Raw genomic sequence first — 18021 nt, forward strand, 5'->3', positions numbered from 1 at the left:
GGTCTTCGCCCGGCCCATCGTGTTGGCTTGGTGCACGACGCTGGAGACGATCAGTATTTCTTCTCCAGGTTGATCATCCAGGTCTGATCGTTGTTGCTGTCGCCATCGGTGATGCCGCGGTATTCCAGCCGCGTCGACAGGCCCTGCTCGGTCAGCAACGCCGCGCCGATGCCCACCATCAGGCGGTTGCGATCGAACGCGCTCTGGCCCGCGCGGTAGAACGGCCCGCCGTTCAGATCGGCGTAGCTCAGCGTGGCATCGCCGCGGCCCTGGAAGTCGCGCTGATATTCCACGCGCAACTGCGGGGTCAGCCGGCCCCAGGCCACTTCGCGGCGCCATTCCAGGCGCAGGCCCAGGTTGCCGGTGGTGGTGGCCACGTCCATGTCGTCATAGCGCAGCGCAAACGGCGCCACGCCATCTTCGACATAGCCATCCAGCGTGGCGCGCGCCACATCCACACGCGCATACGGGGTGATCTGCAGCTCGCCGCGTTGCAGGTCCGCACCGGTGGACAGCGAGGCGATCCACTGCTTGCCGTCGCGGTTGCCTTCGGCCATCGAGGCGTCGTCGGTGACATAGCGACGCAGGTCGTAGGACAGCAGCTGGTAGCCGACCAGGGTGTCGAAGAAGAACGCCTTGCCCGGATGGAAGCTGGCATACAACGCCATGGTGTAGGCGGTGGCCTTGGAGTGGCTGCCGTTCCTGCCCACATCGCTGTCGTCGCGGCCCCAACCCAGGCCCGCACCGATCGCCAGCGACTGCGCCACCCGGTAATCGGCGCCCACGCTCAGGCCGTCGGTCTGGAAGTCCACGCCGTTGCTGTTGGACTGCTTGTCCAGACTGCCCGACCGGATCGCACCGCCCACCCACAGCCCCAGATCGCCCTGGCCCTGCGCAGTGCTGGTGCCGCTGCTGGCCACTGCCGGCGCATCGCGGAAGTCGTTGTCGGCCTCCTGCGTGTCCGGGCTGCACGGCTGCGCACTGATGCCGCGGTCGGCCTGGCGGCAGTGCGAGGTCGGCTGGAAGCTCACCGCGTTGCTGAAGGTGCTGCCGCCGCGATGGGTGGCTTCCAGACGGCGCTGGAAGTTGTCGATCTGCGCCCGCGCAAAACGCCGCGTGGACTCGGACTGCGCATCGATCAGGCCACGCACTTCCGCATCCACGCTGGGGTCGCGGCGCGGCGCGATGGTGAACACCACGTTGGCCGGCACCGAGGTGGCGAACGCGTTGGACAAGGTGAACTGCACCGTGGCCTGGCCGACGAAGGCCGGGTTCGGGGTGAAGGTCAGCATGAAAGTGGGCGTCTCGGCCATTGCAGCCGCCGCCGGCGACGGGCCCGAAGCACGCGCCGCCGCCGCGGTGGCGAGACCACCAACCTGGGTGATGGTGGCGGTACCGGCCGACGCCGGAAGCACCGCGACCACGGCCGCCGCCACGAACGGCCCGCCGGTGGCATTGCGGGTCAGGTCGACCTGCTGCGCCTCGCCCGGCACTGCCGCCGCAGTCACCGACACCGCAACCGGCCGCGCATTGACCGCAATGGTCACGGTGGCCGCCGCCGAGGTGCCGCCGCTCCCGGTGACCGTGTAGCTCACCACATCGGTGCCGACGAACCCGGCAGCCGGCGTGTAGACCAGCTCCAGCCCGTTGACTACGGCGGTGCCGTTGGCCGGCGCAGCGGCAATGGCGATCGCGGTGATGTTGCCGGTGTCGTTGGCGGTCACCGCCACCGTCACCGCAGCATCGGACATGGTGGCCGCCACATCCGCTACCGCCACCGGCGCCGCATCGCTCACCGTGAAGCTGTAGGCCTGGGTGGCGCTGGCATTGCCGGCATCGGCCACCGCGATGGTGAAGGACGAGGTGCCCTGCGCCGTCGGCGTGCCCGAAAGCGTGCCGTCGTTGGCCAGCGTCAGGCCGGTCGGCAACGTGCCGCTGGCGATGCTGTAGCGATAGGGCGCAACGCCGCCGCTGGCCGTGAGCACCTGGTTGTACGCGCTGCCGCGCACCGCCGGTGGCAGGGTCGGTTGCGCCAGCACCAGCGTTGCCGCCGCGATGGTGACCGAGTAGTTCTGGCTGGCCTGCACAGCCGGGCTCGGGGTGCTGTCGGTGGCGGTCAGGGTGAAGTTGAAGGTGCCGGACAAGGTCGGCGTACCACTGAGCGCGCCGGTCGCTGCATCGACAACCACGCCATTGGGCAAGGCGCCCGCAGTCAGTGCATAGCGATAAGGCGCCGTGCCGCCGGTGGCCGGCGTGATCGCCGCGGAGTACGCCTGCCCGGCCGTGCCTGCCGGCAAGGTGCTGGCCGGCAACGCCAGGTTCGGGCCGGCCACGGTCAGTGCATAGGCCTGCGTGGCGGTGAAGGTGTTCGCGTCGGTCGCGGTCACGGTGACGTTGAAGCTGCCTTCCACCGTGGCGGTACCCGACAGCGTGCCGTTGCTGGCCAGCGTGATGCCGGCCGGCAGGCTGCCCGCGCTGACTGCATAGGTGTACGGCGCGGTGCCGCCGCTGGCGCTCAGGGTCTGGCTGTAGGCGGTACCGCGGGTGGCGGCCGGCAGCGTGGTGGGCGCGATCACGACCACAGGTGCCGCGATGGTCAGCGTGTAGCTGCGGCTGGCCTGCGCCGCCGGGCTGGGCGTGCTGTCGGACACGGTCAGGGTGAAGTTGAACGTACCCGCCACGGTCGGCGTGCCGCTGAGCGCGCCGGTGGCCGCGTCCACCACCACACCCGCCGGCAGGACACCGCCGGTCAATGCATAGCTGTAAGGCGCAGTGCCGCCGGTGGCCGGGGTGATCGCCGCGGAGTACGCCTGCCCGGCCGTGCCTGCCGGCAAGGTGCTCGCCGGCAACGCCAGGTTCGGGCTGGCCACGGTCAGTGCATAGGCCTGCGTGGCGGTGAAGGTGTTCGCGTCGGTCGCGGTCACGGTGACGTTGAAGCTGCCTTCCACCGTGGCGGTACCCGACAGCGTGCCGTTGCTGGCCAGCGTGATGCCGGCCGGCAGGCTGCCCGCGCTGACTGCATAGGTGTACGGCGCGGTGCCGCCGCTGGCGCTCAGGGTCTGGCTGTAGGCGGTACCGCGGGTGGCGGCCGGCAGCGTGGTGGGCGCGATCACGACCACAGGTGCCGCGATGGTCAGCGTGTAGCTGCGGCTGGCCTGCGCCGCCGGGCTGGGCGTGCTGTCGGACACGGTCAGGGTGAAGTTGAACGTGCCCGCCACGGTCGGCGTGCCGCTGAGCGTGCCGGTGGCCGCGTCCACCACCACACCCGCCGGCAGAACACCGCCGGTCAATGCATAGCTGTAAGGCGCCGTGCCGCCGGTGGCCGGCGTGATCGCCGCGGAGTACGCCTGCCCGGCCGTGCCTGCCGGCAAGGTGCTCGCCGGCAAGACCAGATTCGGGCCAGCCACGGTCAGGGTGTAGGCCTGGTTGCCGGTGAAGCTGCCCGCATCGGTCGCGGTCACGGTGAGGTTGAAGCTGCCTTCCACCGTGGCGGTACCCGACAGCGTGCCGTTGCTGGCCAGGGTGATGCCTGCCGGCAACGTGCCACTGGCGAGCGCGTAGGTATACGGCGCGGTGCCGCCGCTGGCGCTCAGGGTCTGGCTGTAGGCGGTGCCGCGGGTGGCAGCCGGCAGCGTGGACGGCGCGACCACGATCGGCGGCGCGGCGATGGTCAAATTGTAGCCACGTGTGGCCTGCGACGGCGTGCCTGTGGTGCTGTCGGTGGCGGTCACGCTGAAGCTGAAGCTGCCCACGCTGCCGGGGGTGCCGGTCAGGGCGCCGCTGCTGCCGTCGAGCGTGATGCCCGCCGGCAAGGCACCGGCGGTGACGGCGTAGGTGTACGGCGCAACGCCGCCGGTCGCCGGATTGAGCGCACTCGAATAGGCCTGGCCGGCGGTGCCGGCCGGCAGGCTGGTCGCCGGGAAGGTGGTCGTGGCCACGGCCACGGTCAGCGTGTAAGCACGGGCGCCACTGGTGGGGCTGCCGCCGCTGTCGGTGGCGGTCGCGGTGAAGTTGAAGCCGCCGCTGGCGGTGGGCGTGCCGGACAGCACGCCGCCAGCGCTCAGGCTCAACCCGGCCGGCAACGCACCGGCCGTGATGGCGAAGGTGTACGGCGCGGTGCCGCCGCTGGCGCTCAGGGTCTGGCTATAGGCGCTGCCCGCGGTCGCCGCCGGCAGCGATGCCGGCCCGACCACCACCACCACATCGTCGTTGACGATGGTGCCGGTACCGGTGGCGCGGGCGATGCTCGCGTTACTGGCGCCGGACAGGCCGACGCTGAAGGTCTCGTTGGGTTCGACCGCGGTGTCGCCATTGACGGTGATCGCCACGCCCTGCGCGGTAACGCCCGGCGCGAAGGTCAGCGTGCCGGAGCGGGCGGCGTAGTCGCTGCCGGCGGTGGCGGTGCCATCGGCGGTGATGTAATTGACCGACACGGTCTGGCCGCTGGCCGCACTCAGGCTCACCGTGAAGGTGGCCGTGGTGGTGCCGCTGTTGCCTTCATTGACGCTGACGTCGTCGATCGACAGTGCGGGCAGCGCATCGTCGTTGACGATGGTGCCCTGGCCCTGGCCATCGCCCACGCTCGCACCGGTGACGTTGCTGACGTTGACGAAGAAGGTCTCGTTCGGCTCGCTGAGCGTGTCGCCGTTGACCAGCACGGTGAAGGTGGCGCTGCTGCTGCCGGCGGGGATGGTCTGCCCGGTCAGGCTGGAGGCAACGTAGTCCACGCCGGCAGTGGCGGTGCCGTCGGCGGTGGCGATATCAAAGCTGACGCCGCCGGTGCCGGCCGGCTGGCTGAGCGAGACGGTGAAGGTGGCATTGGTGGTGCCGGCATTGCCCTCGTTCACCGACACGTCGTTGATCGACAGCGTCGGCTGGTTAGGAGTGATGGTGATGTTGACGGTGATGGTGTCGCCCCGGCCATCTTCCAGCGGGAACGTATCGCTGGTGGCGCTGTCACCGTTGTGGGTGTAGGTGACGATCTGCGTACCCTGCGCGCCACTCGGATTGGGCACCACGAGCGTGCCGTGCGGGGGTTGCACGCCGTTCCAGCCGATGCCGATATCGTCTGCTCCCGTGCCATCGCAGGTCGTCACGTCGATCTGTACCGAACCGCCCTGCACCACGGTGGCGTTCAGCGTCGGGCAGTAGGTCGAGGCTTGCGCCATCGCCCAGCCTGGCGCCAAGAGCATCATCGCGAACAGGACAAACATCACGGCCAGACGTGCGCGGCCGCCGGTGGCGTCCGCTGGAAACCTACGCTGCTTATTCACTGTCCACACCCCTGCAGAAGCACCATCCCCGGCGCCGGCAACGATCCTCGTGCCTGAAGGCAACGTCGCCCTAGCGGGATTGCTCCCTTCGACATTGCGAGGGTATTTGAACAGGAACTGACTAACGAATAAAGAACAAAAACTTAATACTTCATCCCAATTCTGAATAGTTGAGACTTGCTCTATTCAAACATGACATGTATCTGTGCAAATTATTCCGACACGCAGTCGGCGTTGCACTTACGGGAAGGAAGTCCGCATGAGTGAGTTCTTCATGGGTCAGATCATGATGACCGGCTTTGTGTTTGCGCCCAAGTATTTTGCGCAGTGCAATGGCCAACTGCTGCCGGTCAATCAAAACCAGGCACTCTTCAGCTTGCTTGGTACGCGTTTCGGTGGCGACGGCCGCACTACCTTTGGCTTGCCGGACATGCGCGGGCGCACGCCCATCGGCTTCGCACCGTCAACGGATCCGAGCTGGCAACCGCCGGTACCGCCACTGGGCCAGATGGCTGGCAGCGAGAACGTGACGCTGCTGCCAAGCAATTTGCCCGCACATACCCACCTGCTGGAATCCACCAGCACCGCGGGCAATAACCGCAGTCCTTCTGGCCGCAACTTCGGCAACAATGCCAGCACCACGGGTCCGGCCACTGCGCTCTATGCGGCACCGGGGACGCTGGTGTCCTTGGACCCGAAGTCGGTAGGCCCTGCTGGCGGCAGCCAACCGCATCCAAACATGCAGCCTTACACCACGATCAATTTCTGCATTGCGCTGTCCGGCATCTTTCCCTCGCGTAGCTAGTTCGCCGGCACTTCTACACGCTGCGTGCCGATGACGGCGCGGCATCACAGACCAGGAAGGACACCATGGCCACTCCATTCATCGGCGAGATCCGCATGTTCGGCTTCGGCCGCACCCCGCAGGGCTGGCAGGCGTGCGACGGCAGCCTGCTGTCGATCTCCGAGTACGAGACCCTGTTCGTGCTGATAGGCACGCTCTATGGCGGTGACGGGCAGAACACCTTTGCGGTACCGGACCTGCGCGGACGCGTGCCGCTGCACCAGGGCCAGGGCCCTGGTCTGAGCAACTACGTCATTGCCCACACCTCTGGCACCGAAACGGTGACGCTCGACAGCCTGCAGATGCCGGCGCACACGCACACGCTGGTCGCCACACCCACTGCCGCGACCGCGACCGCGCCTGCGGGATTGCTGCCCGGCACAGTGACCGGCGACGTGTTCTACGCGACCGATACGACCGGTGCCACGGCAGCGCCGATGGCGACGCAATCGACGACGATCGCCGGCGGCGGACAGGCGCACGACAACACTATGCCGACCTTGACGGTGCAGTACTGCATCTCCACCGCCGGCATTTTTCCACAGCAGAGCTGATCGATTCGGCGCACCGCGCTCATCGCGACGCCCACCCGTTCCATCGGAGGAATGCGTTCATGACCGAACCTTATACCGGCGAAATCCAGCTGTTTGGCTTCGATTTCAATCCCGTCGGCTGGGCGCTGTGCAATGGCGCCACATTGCCGATCGTTCAGAACACTGCGCTGTACTCGCTGCTGGGTGTCGCCTACGGCGGCAACGGCTCCAGTACGTTCCAGTTGCCCAACTTCTGCGCGCGCGCCGGCTGCCAGCAAGGCCAGGGCGGCGGACTGAGCAACCGGCAGCGTGGTGACACGTTCGGCACAGCCGGGGTGAGCCTGCTGAGCAATCAGATTCCGCCGCACCAACACGGCATCAACGCATTTTCACAAGCGGACTCGACCAAAAAGACCGGCACACCCGCCAATGGTGCGGCACTGTCGACGATGAGCAGCAGCACCGCACGTCCATTCGTGACGGTGACGCAGCCTGATACGCAGTTCTCGCCGACCGCGCTGCTGCCAACCGGCAATGGCGTAGCGCACGAGAACCAGCAGCCCTATCTGGCAGTGAACTTCTGCATTGCGTTGTACGGCGACTACCCAGACTTCGGTTGACGTCATGGCACGCCTGCTTTCCAGCAAGGTGATGACAGCATCATTGGGCGCAGGCCAGGCCGCTGTACCGGATGCGCATGCCATCGCATTGCGGGCCGAGCAGGATGCCGATCTACCCTGGCTGCAGGATCTCTACGCGAGCACGCGCAGCGAAGAGCTGGCGCAGGTGCCCTGGCCGGACGCAACCAAGCGCGCGTTTCTGGATCAGCAGTTCGCCCTGCAGCGCGCGCATTATCTGCGCCATTTTCCCGATGCGGACTTCATGGTCGTGCAGTGGCAGCACGAACGCATCGGCCGGCTGTATCTGCAGCGCGCACCGTCGCAACACGCAGTGATCGATATCAGCCTGATGCCGGCATGGCGTGGTAAAGGCATCGGCACTGCGTTGATTGTGCAGGCGCAAACCCGCGCATGTGCAGCGGGATGCGGCTTATCGCTGCACGTTCTGCATGCCAATCCAGCTGCCCAACGTCTCTATGCGCGTCTGGGGTTTGTCGCCGGCGATTCCGGCGATACGCATCTGGCAATGCATTGGCGCGGCGCCGAAGCAGACGCGGTCACGCAGCTCAGTTGAAAACCGCCTGATACAGAAACCCGTCGCGCTCGCGCGCCACCGGCACCAGGAAGATGCCGATCTCGCCCAGCCGCGTGTGACGTAACCGATAGGTCTGCTGCGGAAACAGAAATGCCGAGCTGTTGCGGAACAGCAGCGAGAATGGCGCGCGATGCACCGCGTGCGTGGTGGGCAGCGCGCGCGCCTCGACCAGCACGAATGGAACCTCGCCTTCGTTCAATGCAGCCGAGAACGTGTCGTTGACGCTGCCTGCAAAGTGCTCCAGGGTCAGTAAGTCCATTTTGTGCTCATGGTCGGCTGGGAATCCGATCATCCACGTAGGGCATACCTGCCACAACACCTGCGCGTTCGAAGATTGCATTGCGTCATGCATGAGACGGCCTGTTGCATACGCGCCGACGGTGACGCGTCTGCTGCAGTACAGGCGTCATGCGACAATACTGCACGCGCCGGTTCGGTTATGTTCAGCCGGATGACGGCTACTCTATCGCGTTGGAATTCTGTTAAAGGCTTCGATGACGGCGTCCGCATCCCCTGTCGTGCAGTTGTCCGGTGTCCGCATCGATCGCGGCGGTCGCACGATCCTGCGCGACGTCTCGCTCGATGTGCCGCGCGGCAGCATCACGGCCGTGCTCGGTCCTTCCGGTAGCGGCAAGTCCACCTTGCTGGCCGCACTGACCGGTGAGCTGCGTCCGGTCGCCGGCTCGGTCACCCTGTTCGGCAGCGCGATCCCGCACGGCAACCGCGCACTGCTGGAGATGCGTCGCAATGTCGGCGTGCTGCTGCAGGGCAATGGCCTGCTGACCGACCTGAGCGTGGCCGACAACGTCGCGCTGCCGCTGCGCACCCACACTCGCCTGCCGGCGCCGGTGCTGCAGCGCCTGGTGCAGATGAAGCTGCATGCGGTGGGCCTGCTGGCCGCCGCCGATGCCTGGCCGCGCGAACTGTCCGGCGGCATGGCGCGGCGTGTGGCGTTGGCGCGGGCGCTGGCACTGGACCCGCCGCTGATGATCTACGACGAACCGCTGACCGGGCTGGACCCAATCGCGTCTGGCGTGATCATGAGCCTGATCCAGCGCCTCAACGACAGCCTTGGCCTGACCAGCATCATCGTCAGTCACCACGTGCACGAAACCCTGCCGATCAGCGACCAGGCGGTGGTCATCGCCAATGGCGGCATCGTGTTCGCCGGCACGCCTGAGCAATTGCAGGACAGCACCGACCCGCTGGTGCAGCAGTTCCTGCATGGCCAGCCGGATGGCCCGATCGCCTTCGATGCGGCGCCGCGGCGCGACCGGAGTGCTGCCTGATGGCCATGGTCGACTCGATCCGCGCCTTCGGCCGCGCCGGGCTGTTCTCGCTGACCGTGCTGCGCGGCTCGGTACCCACGCGCGATTTCATCGCCGAGCTGGTGCGCGAGATCTACAAGGTCGGTGCGCGCTCGCTGCCGATCATCGCCGTCGGCGGCGCCTTCGTCGGCCTGGTGCTGACCCTGCAGGGCTACCGCACGCTGACCACCTATGGTGCGTCGGATGCGCTGTCCACCTTGCTGGGGCTGTCGCTGTACCGCGAGCTGGCACCGGTGCTGACTGCGCTGTTGTTCATCGGCCGGGCCGGCAGTTCGATCGCGGCCGAACTTGGCCTGATGCGCGCCACCGACCAGATCAAGGCGCTGGAGCTGATGGCCATCGATCCGGTCGCCAAGGCGGTGGCACCGCGCTTCTGGGCGGCGGTGCTGACGGTGCCGTTGCTCACCGGCGTGTTCTGCTCGCTGGCCATCACCGGCGGCTACTTCGAGGCCGTACACGTGTTGGGCATCGACAACGGCACATTCTGGTCGGGGTTGAGCAACAGCGTGGACTTCTGGGACGACTTCGGCGTGGCGATGCTCAAGTCGGCGATCTTCGGCGGCACGGCCGCGTTGGTCGCCGCCTACGTGGGCTTCCACGCCGAGCCGACCATCGAAGGCACCTCGATCGCCACCACCCGTGCGGTGGTGAACGCCTCGCTGCTGGTGCTGATGTTCAACTTCGTCCTTTCTGCAATGTTGTTTAGGTGAGTGGAATAACTATGGCCATGCGTGGACCACGACTCGAATTCGCCGTCGGCGCCTTTCTGCTGCTGACCCTGGCATCGCTGCTGGTGCTGGCGGTGGCCTCGACCAACCAGCGCTGGGGCTTCGGCTCCAGCCAGTACACGCTGACCGCGCGCTTCAGCCAGATCGGCCAGCTGCGGGCGCAGGCGCCGGTGAAGATCGGCGGCGTGACCATCGGCAAGGTGTCCGACATCAGCCTGGACCCGACCAAGTTCGACTCGGTGGTCACCCTGTCGCTGGACAACAAATACAAGGATCTGCCCGCCGACACCTCCGCCGGCATCTTCACCAGCGGTTTGCTGGGCGAGAGCTATATCGGGCTGCAGCCGGGCGGCGACCCGGAGACGCTCAAGCCGGGCGAAGAAATCGGCTTCACCCAGCCGGCGGTGGATCTGCTGCAGCTGGTCGGCAAGTACATGTTCAGTGGTGGCGGTGGTGGCAGCAATGCCCCGGCCGCCACCGATGGCCAGGCCCCGGCGCCTGCCCAGACCGCTTCTCCCTCTACGGAACCACACCAATGAAGACCACCCTGCTTTCCGCCATCCTGGCCTCGACCCTGCTGGTGTGCGCACCGGCCACCGTGCTGGCGCAGCCGGCTGCCGCCAGCGCGCCTGCGCAGGGCGCGGCGACCAAGACCGTCATCGACAGCAGCACCCGCATCCTGAGCACGCTGGATCAGCGCCGCGCCGAGTTCCGCAGCAACCCGGCCGCCCTGCGCCAGTACATCAATGGCGAATTGAACAAGGCCTTCGACCGCGATTACTCGGCCCGCCTGGTGCTGGGCGTCAACGGCCGTGGCGCCTCCGATGCGGACGTCAAGCTGTTCGCCGATGCGCTGGCCGACAACCTGATGCAGCGTTACGGCACCGCGCTGCTGAACTTCGAAGGCAAGCCGACCTTCCGCGCCAAGTCCGAGAGCGCGCTGCCGGGCAACCGCGGCGTCAAGGTGTCTACCGACCTGCTGCGCGCCGGCAACGACCCGACCCCGGTCGACTACATGATGCGTAACGTCGGTGGCCAGTGGAAGATCTTCGATGTGATGATCGAAGGCATCTCCTACGTGCAGACCTTCAAGACCCAGTTCGACGGCCCGCTGCGCGAGAAGGGCATCGCCAAGGTCGCCGCAGAGCTGCGTAGTGGCAATCTGCAGGTCGGTCCGGCACCGGCCAATGGCAAGTAACAGCTCCGTGCAACGCAATGGCGACACGCTGGTACTCACCGGCGTGCTCGACCGCGACGCGGTCACTGCGGCCTGGCCGCAGGCGATCGCGCAGCTGGACGGCATTCGCACGCTGGACCTGTCGGGTGTACAACGCCTGGACAGTGCCGGCGTGGCGATGCTGGCCGAACTGGCTGCACGTGTGCGCAGCAGCGGTGCCGGTCCTGTCACGGTGGTGGGTGAAGCGTCCGGTCTGGACGAATTGCGTGCCGCCTACCGTTTGTCCCCTACTTTCGATTTCCAGGCCTGAGCGCCACCCCATGACCCAGCTTCGCCCCCTTTCCCTGTTGGCCTGCCTGCTGCTTGGCGCCTGTGCCAGCCATGCTCCGAAGCCCGCACCGCCTGCGGCCGCGTCCGCCTCGGATGCGACGCCCGCGCCGGCACGCGACGATGCCGGCGTGACCGCGCAGCCGGCCGCCGCCGGCTTTGCCGCACCCGACGCCCTACCAGCCACCGCGGCGGCGCCTGCCGAGCAAACCAGCGCCGATGCTGGCACGGCCGGTGCCCCCACCTCGGCCGAGGACGACTTCGCTGCGCTCTACGGCCCCACCACTCCGCAGGCCGGCGCCAACGGTGCACCGGCACAACCCGGTGACGCGCCGTCCTACGATCCGTGGGAGCGCTACAACCGCGGCATGCACCGCTTCAACCTGGCGGTGGACCGCGGCGTGGCGCGTCCGCTGGCCACGGGCTATACCAAGGTGGTGCCGCGTCCGGCCCGCCTGGGCGTGACCAACTTCTTCGACAATCTCGGCACGCCGCTGACCATGGTCAATCAGCTGCTGCAGGGCCATCCGGTGTATGCGGTGCAGTCGCTGGGCCGCTTCGTGATGAATTCCACGCTGGGCGTGGCCGGTCTGTTCGACCCGGCCTCCGCGGCCGGCATCCCGCGCCGCAGCGAGGACTTCGGCCAGACCCTGGGCGTGTGGGGCTGGCGCAATTCGCGCTACTTCGAGTTGCCGCTGTTCGGCCCGCGCACCGTGCGCGATACCTTCGGCCTGGGCGGCGACATTCCGCTGTCGCCGTTGCGCCAGGTCGACGACAGCGGTGCGCGCTTCGCCCTGCAGGGTTTGCAGCTGGTGGATACGCGCTCGCAACTGATGTCGCTGGATTCGCTGCGCGACCAGGCACCGGACGAATATGCACTGACCCGCGACGCGTGGATGCAGCGCCGCAACTACCAGATCGTGCGCGATCTGCGCAGCCATCGCGAGAAGGACAACGAGTTGCCCGACTACCTGCGCGAGGACAAGGACAGCACCGTGCCGGTGGATGCGATGCCGATCCCGCAGTGGATCCGTTGATCTGTTGAGCTTGCGGTTTGGATGAATACAAAGCCCGGGAGCGATCCCGGGCTTTTTTGTGCGCTGGTCTTTTACGGCCTTCCGGCTGACGGCGGCGGCTGGGGTAGCTGGAGCACCGTCCGGGCCACGATCTCGCGTGGAGGGAACTCCGCCGGCAAGGCCTTCCCCTTAGATGGCGCAGATCACCGGCAATATAAACAGCGATCGCAGCGACGCGGATCAAATCAGTTCGCCACCGCGCCAGGTGCTACGCCGCCAGCGCCGCATCCACCGCTGCACGCAGGCGCGCATCGTCTGCTGGCACGTCGGGGGCGAAGCGATCGATGACCTGGCCGTCGCGGCCGATCAGGAATTTCTCGAAGTTCCACAACACACCCGGTGCCGGGTTGGGTGCGATGCCGTAGCCCGCCAGCTTTTCGCGCATCGGGCCGTCGCCGGTGACCTGCGGGCGGGCGCTGGTCAATGCCTGATACAGCGGATGGGTTTCGGCGCCGGTGACGGCGATCTTGGAAAACATCGGAAAGCTCACGTCGTAGGTGAGCTGGCAGAACTGCGCAATCTCCGCCTCGCTGCCGGGCTCCTGTCCGTTGAAGTCGTTGGCCGGAAAGCCCAGCACCTCCAGCCCCTGTGCCTGCTTGTCGCGATACAGCGCCTGCAGGCCTTCGTACTGCGGGGTCAGCCCGCACTTGGAGGCAACGTTGACCACCAGCAACACCTTGCCGCGATAGTCGGCCAGCGTGGCGGGCTCACCGTCGATGCGGGCCACGGGGATGTCGTACAGCGTCTGGCTCATCGGTGCGTCCTGGACAGGTGGAGCCGAGAGCATAAACCGCCAGGGTGGAGCGAGCGATGCCGCTGGCTCATGGCGCTTGCAGTTATCTGACGCGACGCGCACGGGCCGATCGACTGATCGGCCTGTGCGCGCGCTTGACCCTGTTCGCAGCCATCAATCGATGCACAACGCGGCCTGGCCCATGCCGCCAACCACTTCCTGGCGGCAACCGAAGCGGTCGCTGTCGCGCTGACAGGTGCCGGAGGTCGCGGTGCCGGTCGGCACGATGCTGGTGGCCAGGCAATCGCCGCTGCAGTCGGAGTTGTCACTGCAGGTCTTGCCGGCATCGGCGTACGGCACCACGCAACGCACCGTCTGCATGCGGCCGACCGGACGCAGCTGCCCGCCCTTTGCCGTGCATTCGGCAGCGTCGGCGGAAACGGCGCGCGGAGCCTGCGGGGCGTCCGCCGCGGCGTCCGACTTCGCCGCCGGGGTATTGCTGCATGCGGTCAACAGCAGCGCGCAGAGCACTGCGTGGATCCATCGGGTTGCCATGTTGAAACTCTCGTCTTGAACCAGGTGGCTGCCAGCATCGCGGTGGCGATGTCTGCGCGGCGTGCTCGCTATCGGCGCCGGAGGCCTGCGTTGGTAGGAGCGCACCCGGGCGCGATGAGGCGTTATCGGTAATGCCTGGTCGCGCCCAGGTGCGCTCCTACGTCATGGCATGTGGCATCGCCGTCTGCGGCCGGATTACTCCTGCTCGTCGTTGCTGTCGTCTTCGCTGCTGCTTCCGGTGTCGTCGCTGCCGGGATCGTCCAGCAACGCCTGGGACTGTTCGCTGGCCAGGGTTTCCACGCCGCGCAGGCGGCGTTCGATGGTGCGGGTCTTGCGGCTGGCTTCGCCCAGGCTCTTGCCGACCGTGCTGATCTGGCGCTCGGCCTTTTCGAGAATGCCGGCGAATTTGCCGAACTCGCTCTTCACCGCGCCCAGCACCTGCCAGACCTCGCTGGAACGCTTCTCGATCGCCAGCGTGCGGAAGCCCATCTGCAGGCTGTTGAGCAGGGCGGTGAACGTGGTCGGGCCGGCCAGCACCACGCGATGTTCGCGCTGCAGCAGGTCGACCAGGCCGGCGCGACGGATCACTTCGGCGTACAGGCCTTCGGTCGGCAGGAACATCACCGCAAAATCGGTGGTCTGCGGCGGGCAGACGTACTTGTCGCTGATCGACTTGGCCTGAATGCGGATGGCGCGCTCCAGCTGGGCGGTCGAATTCTTGATCGCGTCGAGGTCACCCTTTTCCTGCGCATCGATCAGGCGTTCGTAGTCCTCACGCGGGAACTTGGCATCGACCGGCAGCCACACCACGGTGTCGTCGCCACGCCCCGGCAGGCGGATCGCAAAATCCACCGCTTCGGCGCTGTCGGGCTTGACCCGCACGCTACGCGCGTACTGCTCCATCGTCAGCGTCTGCTCGAGGATGTTCTCCAGCTGCACCTCGCCCCAGCCGCCGCGGTCCTTGACGTTGGTCAGCACGCGCTTGAGGTCGCCCACGCCGGTGGCCAGCTGCTGCATTTCGCCCAGGCCGCGCTGCACCTGCTCCAGGCGTTCGGAGACGAGCTTGAAGGAGGCATCCAGGCGCGTGTTGAGCGTGGTCTGCAGTTTTTCGTCGACGGTGGCGCGCATCAGTTCGAGCTTGCTGGCGTTGTCGTTCTGCAGGTTGGCCAGCTGTTGTTCCAGCGTGGCGCGCATTTCGCCGATGCGCAGTTCGTTGCGCTGGGTGAGTTCGGTCAGACGTTGGCCCAAGGCCTCGGTGAAGCGCTGCTGCGACTCGCCGGCCTCTTGCCGGCCCTTGCGGGAGTCTTCGGCCAGCGCATCGCGCAAGGCGGCCATGTGGGTATCGGTGCGTGCGATCAGCTCGGTCAGTTGCTGGCCGAACACCTGGATGCGGGTTTCCTGCTGCTGGCCGAAACCGTCGAGCTGGGTGCGCAATTCGGTCAGCCGCAGCGTCAGTAGTTCGCCGGTGCGTTGTTGCGCCAGGGCGCTTTCTTCGCGGGCCTTGCGGGCATCTTCGCCGAGCGCGTCGCGCAACAGGTCCAGGCGCTGGTCGGTGCGCGTGGACAGTTCGGTGAGATTGCGCGCGAAGGTTTCCAGGCGGCCATCCTGCTGCCGCGCCAGGCCTTCGAGTTGCTCGCGCAATTCGCCGCGGCCGTCGCGTTGCTCGGCGCGCAGCGCCAGCTCCAGGCCGCTGGTGGAAGGACGTCGCAGCAGCGCGATCAGCTGCAGCACCAGGACTGCGACGAGCAGCCCAAGAAGGATCGGGGATTCGGATGACATGTGCGCAGTGTAGCCGGGCCGGTCGCAGGGGCTGCGTCAGTGGCTTGCCGGCCGGCGGCGGCTGCCGGGCGCAGTTGGGTGACGCGCACTGCGCCAACGCAGCACGTCGGGGGCCACTTCGCGCAGATGCCTGCAACCGCTGCGCAAAGCGGGCCAGACACCGCCGCGGTGATGGAGTTGCAGGCTGCTCGCAGCGCATTGACCTCAACGTGACCTGCGCATGGCTAGGGTGGGGCTTCGTTCCTGCCAGGCCAGCTGATGACCACTGCCACCAACCAAACCCGTCTGTTCGCGCTGGGCCTGTTCGCGTTTCTCGGCAGCTTTGCGGCAATCGTGTGGTACCTGATGCGGCCATACGGCACGGCGTATTTCTTCCCGGTGCACTTCTTGATCGGTGCGGCGTTGCCGTTCGGGTTCTATGCGATCGGCGGCACGCGGCTGTGGTTCTGGATCGGGATCGGGGTTACCGCATTGGTGCTGCTGTGGTTCAACTTCTGGGGGCATGATGCCAACGGGGCGGCGCCACGCCTGCTCGACTGGACCCACTTTGCCGCCGGTGCGGTGGGTCTGGTGGGCGCGTGGGCGGTGCAGTTGGTCTATCGCAATGTGCGTCCACCGCATCGCCCGTCGGTTGAGTGAGCGGGGATTGTGCGGGGCGGTCGCGTTTGACCAGGGAACGGCGAGGTGTGGCGCGGGCTCACAGCAGGCGGTGGGCGTGCCTGCGCTGCCATGCCCGCACCGACGCATGACCTCGGACCGATAGCTTTGCTGCAGCGCGTTGGGCGACACTCGGGAATTCTTTGATTCCCGCGAGGTCCGCATGTCGTCTTGGCTCAGGCGCAAATCCATCGATCAGGTCACCGTGCACGAGGCCGGTCGGCAACTGGTCCGCAGCCTGAGTTGGCCGCATCTGATCGCGCTGGGTATCGGCGCGATCGTCGGCACCGGCATCTACACGTTGATCGGGGTGGGCGCGGACAAGGCCGGCCCGGCGGTGCTGCTGTCGTTTGTGGCCGCCGGCATCGTGTGCGCCTGCGCGGCGCTGGCATATGCGGAGATGGCCACGATGATGCCGGCCGCCGGCAGCGCCTACACCTACAGCTACACCGCGCTCGGCGAGAGCATCGCCTGGGTGGTGGGCTGGAGCCTGGTGTTGGAGTACTCGCTGGTGGTGAGCACGGTGGCGGTGGGCTGGTCGGGCTATTTCGTCGGCTTCCTGCAGTGGTTGGGGGTCAACCTGCCGCATGCCCTGGTGGCCGGGCCGCACGCCGGCGGCATCGTCAACCTGCCGGCGGTGGTGATCACCTTCCTGGTGGCCGGCATGCTGATGGCCGGCACCAAGGAAAGCGCCACGCTCAATGCGGTGCTGGTGGTGCTGAAGATCGTGGCGCTGGGCGTGTTCGTGGCGATCGCGTTGCCGGCCTTCGACAGTGCCAACCTGCAGCCGTTCATGCCGTATGGCTTCCCCAAGACCGCGGGCCCGGATGGCGTGGAGCGCGGGGTGATGGCGGCGGCGGCGATCATCTTCTTCGCGTTCTATGGCTTCGATGCGATCTCCACCGCAGCCGAGGAGACCAAGAACCCGGGCCGCGATCTGTCGATCGGCATCGTCGGTTCGATGATCGGCTGCACGCTGATCTATGTGCTGGTGGCGTTGTCGGCGGTGGGCGCGATGAGCTTTACCGTGTTCGGCAAGAGCCCCGAGCCGTTGGCGCTGATCATGCGCGAACTTGGCCACGGCAAGGCGGCGTTGGTGATCGGTGCGGTGGCGATCATCGCGCTGCCGACGGTGCTGCTGGCGTTTCTGTACGGGCAGAGCCGCATCTTCTTCGTGATGTCGCGCGATGGTCTGTTGCCGCGCGGCTTGTCCAAGGTCAACGCACGCACCGGCACGCCGGTGGCGATCACCCTGTTCACGGCAGTGCTGGTGGCCGCGTTGGCCGGTGTGGCACGCCTGGATGAAATTGCCGCATTGGCCAATGCCGGGACCCTGGCCGCGTTCACCGCAGTGGCGGCGTGCCTGCTGGTGCTGCGCGTGCGCGAGCCAACGCGTGCGCGCTCCTTCCGCACGCCGCTGGCGTGGGTGGTGGGACCGGTGGCGATCCTGGGCTGCCTGTACCTGTTCTGGAGCCTGCCCAGCACCACGCAGGGCTGGTTCCTGGTCTGGAACGTGCTGGGTGTGGTGGTGTATGTGGCCTATGGGCGGCGGAATAGCCGGTTGGCGAAGGTTGGCTAGTTCCATCTCCCATCGGGAGAAGGTGGCCCGAAGGGCCGGATGAGGGGCGCCCCAGATATCTTTCAGTGCCATGCATGACGAACGCGTCGCCACGCGCCTTCAAGCTTGAATCGTCGATGGGAAAGTCCTGGCGGTAGCAGTCCCGTGCTGCACGACTGCTTGCGGATGCACGCTGACCACTCCCCTCTCCCATCGGGAGAAGGTGGCCCGAGGGGCT

General features: G+C 66.9%; 17 protein-coding genes. 12 read left to right on the forward strand and 5 right to left on the reverse strand.

The window, feature by feature from the left end; translation table 11 throughout:
• Nucleotides 1-50: 50 nt before the first annotated feature.
• Entirely contained in the window at nucleotides 51-5273 is a 5223-nt protein-coding gene (locus AC1PLS_RS20980; protein WP_184432775.1) for a putative Ig domain-containing protein, read from the reverse strand.
• A 259-nt stretch (nucleotides 5274-5532) separates the two neighbouring features.
• Between AC1PLS_RS20980 and AC1PLS_RS20985 the strand changes: the two genes are divergently transcribed.
• The 4 genes from AC1PLS_RS20985 to AC1PLS_RS21000 all read left to right on the forward strand — a co-directional run bounded on the left by AC1PLS_RS20985 (nucleotide 5533) and on the right by AC1PLS_RS21000 (nucleotide 7844).
• The gene (locus AC1PLS_RS20985; protein WP_481104524.1) at nucleotides 5533-6078 is read left to right on the forward strand and encodes a phage tail protein; all 546 of its coding nucleotides are present in this window, start codon (nucleotides 5533-5535) and stop codon (nucleotides 6076-6078) included.
• A 65-nt stretch (nucleotides 6079-6143) separates the two neighbouring features.
• Nucleotides 6144-6671, forward strand: coding sequence for a phage tail protein (locus tag AC1PLS_RS20990; RefSeq protein ID WP_104544315.1), 528 nt, complete (start codon nucleotides 6144-6146; stop codon nucleotides 6669-6671).
• Between the two features lie 59 nt (nucleotides 6672-6730).
• The gene (locus AC1PLS_RS20995) at nucleotides 6731-7270 is read left to right on the forward strand and encodes a phage tail protein (protein WP_024940541.1); all 540 of its coding nucleotides are present in this window, start codon (nucleotides 6731-6733) and stop codon (nucleotides 7268-7270) included.
• Between the two features lie 4 nt (nucleotides 7271-7274).
• A complete protein-coding gene (locus AC1PLS_RS21000; protein WP_024940542.1) occupies nucleotides 7275-7844 on the forward strand; it encodes a GNAT family N-acetyltransferase in 570 nt (189 codons plus the stop codon).
• On the opposite strand, the gene AC1PLS_RS21005 is transcribed toward AC1PLS_RS21000, so the two are convergent.
• Nucleotides 7837-8124, reverse strand: a complete 288-nt coding sequence (locus AC1PLS_RS21005) for a DUF6916 family protein (protein ID WP_016902133.1) — start codon at nucleotides 8122-8124, stop codon at nucleotides 7837-7839. The genes AC1PLS_RS21000 and AC1PLS_RS21005 overlap by 8 nt on opposite strands.
• A 235-nt stretch (nucleotides 8125-8359) precedes the next feature.
• Between AC1PLS_RS21005 and AC1PLS_RS21010 the strand changes: the two genes are divergently transcribed.
• The 6 genes from AC1PLS_RS21010 to AC1PLS_RS21035 are packed head-to-tail and all read left to right on the forward strand — an operon-like array spanning nucleotide 8360 to nucleotide 12462.
• Nucleotides 8360-9154: an ABC transporter ATP-binding protein gene (locus AC1PLS_RS21010; protein WP_102257241.1), complete on the forward strand. Its 795-nt coding sequence runs from the start codon at nucleotides 8360-8362 to the stop codon at nucleotides 9152-9154.
• The gene (locus AC1PLS_RS21015; protein WP_016902129.1) at nucleotides 9154-9903 is read left to right on the forward strand and encodes an MlaE family lipid ABC transporter permease subunit; all 750 of its coding nucleotides are present in this window, start codon (nucleotides 9154-9156) and stop codon (nucleotides 9901-9903) included. The genes AC1PLS_RS21010 and AC1PLS_RS21015 overlap by 1 nt, the downstream gene beginning before the upstream one ends.
• 11 nt (nucleotides 9904-9914) lie before the next feature.
• On the forward strand, nucleotides 9915-10460 hold the full coding sequence (gene mlaD / locus AC1PLS_RS21020; RefSeq protein WP_016902127.1) for an outer membrane lipid asymmetry maintenance protein MlaD: 546 nt from the start codon (nucleotides 9915-9917) through the stop codon (nucleotides 10458-10460).
• The gene (locus tag AC1PLS_RS21025) at nucleotides 10457-11119 is read left to right on the forward strand and encodes an MlaC/ttg2D family ABC transporter substrate-binding protein (protein WP_024940545.1); all 663 of its coding nucleotides are present in this window, start codon (nucleotides 10457-10459) and stop codon (nucleotides 11117-11119) included. The genes mlaD and AC1PLS_RS21025 overlap by 4 nt, the downstream gene beginning before the upstream one ends.
• A complete protein-coding gene (locus AC1PLS_RS21030; protein ID WP_016902122.1) occupies nucleotides 11109-11408 on the forward strand; it encodes an STAS domain-containing protein in 300 nt (99 codons plus the stop codon). The genes AC1PLS_RS21025 and AC1PLS_RS21030 overlap by 11 nt, the downstream gene beginning before the upstream one ends.
• A 10-nt stretch (nucleotides 11409-11418) precedes the next feature.
• The gene (locus tag AC1PLS_RS21035) at nucleotides 11419-12462 is read left to right on the forward strand and encodes an MlaA family lipoprotein (protein WP_026064229.1); all 1044 of its coding nucleotides are present in this window, start codon (nucleotides 11419-11421) and stop codon (nucleotides 12460-12462) included.
• 247 nt (nucleotides 12463-12709) lie between these two features.
• Here AC1PLS_RS21035 and AC1PLS_RS21040 read toward each other — a convergent pair whose 3' ends face one another.
• The 3 genes from AC1PLS_RS21040 to AC1PLS_RS21050 all read right to left on the reverse strand — a co-directional run bounded on the left by AC1PLS_RS21040 (nucleotide 12710) and on the right by AC1PLS_RS21050 (nucleotide 15520).
• A complete protein-coding gene (locus tag AC1PLS_RS21040) occupies nucleotides 12710-13255 on the reverse strand; it encodes a glutathione peroxidase (protein ID WP_046345178.1) in 546 nt (181 codons plus the stop codon).
• Nucleotides 13256-13408: 153 nt separating this feature from the next.
• A complete protein-coding gene (locus AC1PLS_RS21045) occupies nucleotides 13409-13813 on the reverse strand; it encodes a hypothetical protein (RefSeq protein WP_180968877.1) in 405 nt (134 codons plus the stop codon).
• A 171-nt stretch (nucleotides 13814-13984) separates the two neighbouring features.
• Entirely contained in the window at nucleotides 13985-15520 is a 1536-nt protein-coding gene (locus AC1PLS_RS21050; RefSeq protein ID WP_184433055.1) for a DNA recombination protein RmuC, read from the reverse strand.
• 306 nt (nucleotides 15521-15826) lie between these two features.
• Between AC1PLS_RS21050 and AC1PLS_RS21055 the strand changes: the two genes are divergently transcribed.
• A complete protein-coding gene (locus AC1PLS_RS21055; RefSeq protein WP_016902107.1) occupies nucleotides 15827-16207 on the forward strand; it encodes a hypothetical protein in 381 nt (126 codons plus the stop codon).
• Between the two features lie 181 nt (nucleotides 16208-16388).
• Entirely contained in the window at nucleotides 16389-17804 is a 1416-nt protein-coding gene (locus AC1PLS_RS21060) for an amino acid permease (RefSeq protein ID WP_039816211.1), read from the forward strand.
• Nucleotides 17805-18021 lie beyond the last annotated feature (217 nt).

This window comes from Xanthomonas sp. NCPPB 3218, assembly GCF_056725185.1.

Coding starts and splice junctions, on each gene's coding strand:
- AC1PLS_RS21055 (WP_016902107.1), top strand. CDS start 15,827: ATGACCACTGCCACCAACCAAACCCGTCTGTTCGCGCTGGGCCTGTTC.
- AC1PLS_RS21005 (WP_016902133.1), bottom strand. CDS start 8,124: ATGGACTTACTGACCCTGGAGCACTTTGCAGGCAGCGTCAACGACACG.
- AC1PLS_RS21040 (WP_046345178.1), bottom strand. CDS start 13,255: ATGAGCCAGACGCTGTACGACATCCCCGTGGCCCGCATCGACGGTGAG.
- AC1PLS_RS21060 (WP_039816211.1), top strand. CDS start 16,389: ATGTCGTCTTGGCTCAGGCGCAAATCCATCGATCAGGTCACCGTGCAC.
- AC1PLS_RS20995 (WP_024940541.1), top strand. CDS start 6,731: ATGACCGAACCTTATACCGGCGAAATCCAGCTGTTTGGCTTCGATTTC.
- AC1PLS_RS21035 (WP_026064229.1), top strand. CDS start 11,419: ATGACCCAGCTTCGCCCCCTTTCCCTGTTGGCCTGCCTGCTGCTTGGC.
- AC1PLS_RS21025 (WP_024940545.1), top strand. CDS start 10,457: ATGAAGACCACCCTGCTTTCCGCCATCCTGGCCTCGACCCTGCTGGTG.
- AC1PLS_RS21015 (WP_016902129.1), top strand. CDS start 9,154: ATGGCCATGGTCGACTCGATCCGCGCCTTCGGCCGCGCCGGGCTGTTC.
- AC1PLS_RS20985 (WP_481104524.1), top strand. CDS start 5,533: ATGAGTGAGTTCTTCATGGGTCAGATCATGATGACCGGCTTTGTGTTT.
- mlaD (WP_016902127.1), top strand. CDS start 9,915: ATGGCCATGCGTGGACCACGACTCGAATTCGCCGTCGGCGCCTTTCTG.
- AC1PLS_RS21000 (WP_024940542.1), top strand. CDS start 7,275: ATGGCACGCCTGCTTTCCAGCAAGGTGATGACAGCATCATTGGGCGCA.
- AC1PLS_RS21010 (WP_102257241.1), top strand. CDS start 8,360: ATGACGGCGTCCGCATCCCCTGTCGTGCAGTTGTCCGGTGTCCGCATC.
- AC1PLS_RS20990 (WP_104544315.1), top strand. CDS start 6,144: ATGGCCACTCCATTCATCGGCGAGATCCGCATGTTCGGCTTCGGCCGC.
- AC1PLS_RS21030 (WP_016902122.1), top strand. CDS start 11,109: ATGGCAAGTAACAGCTCCGTGCAACGCAATGGCGACACGCTGGTACTC.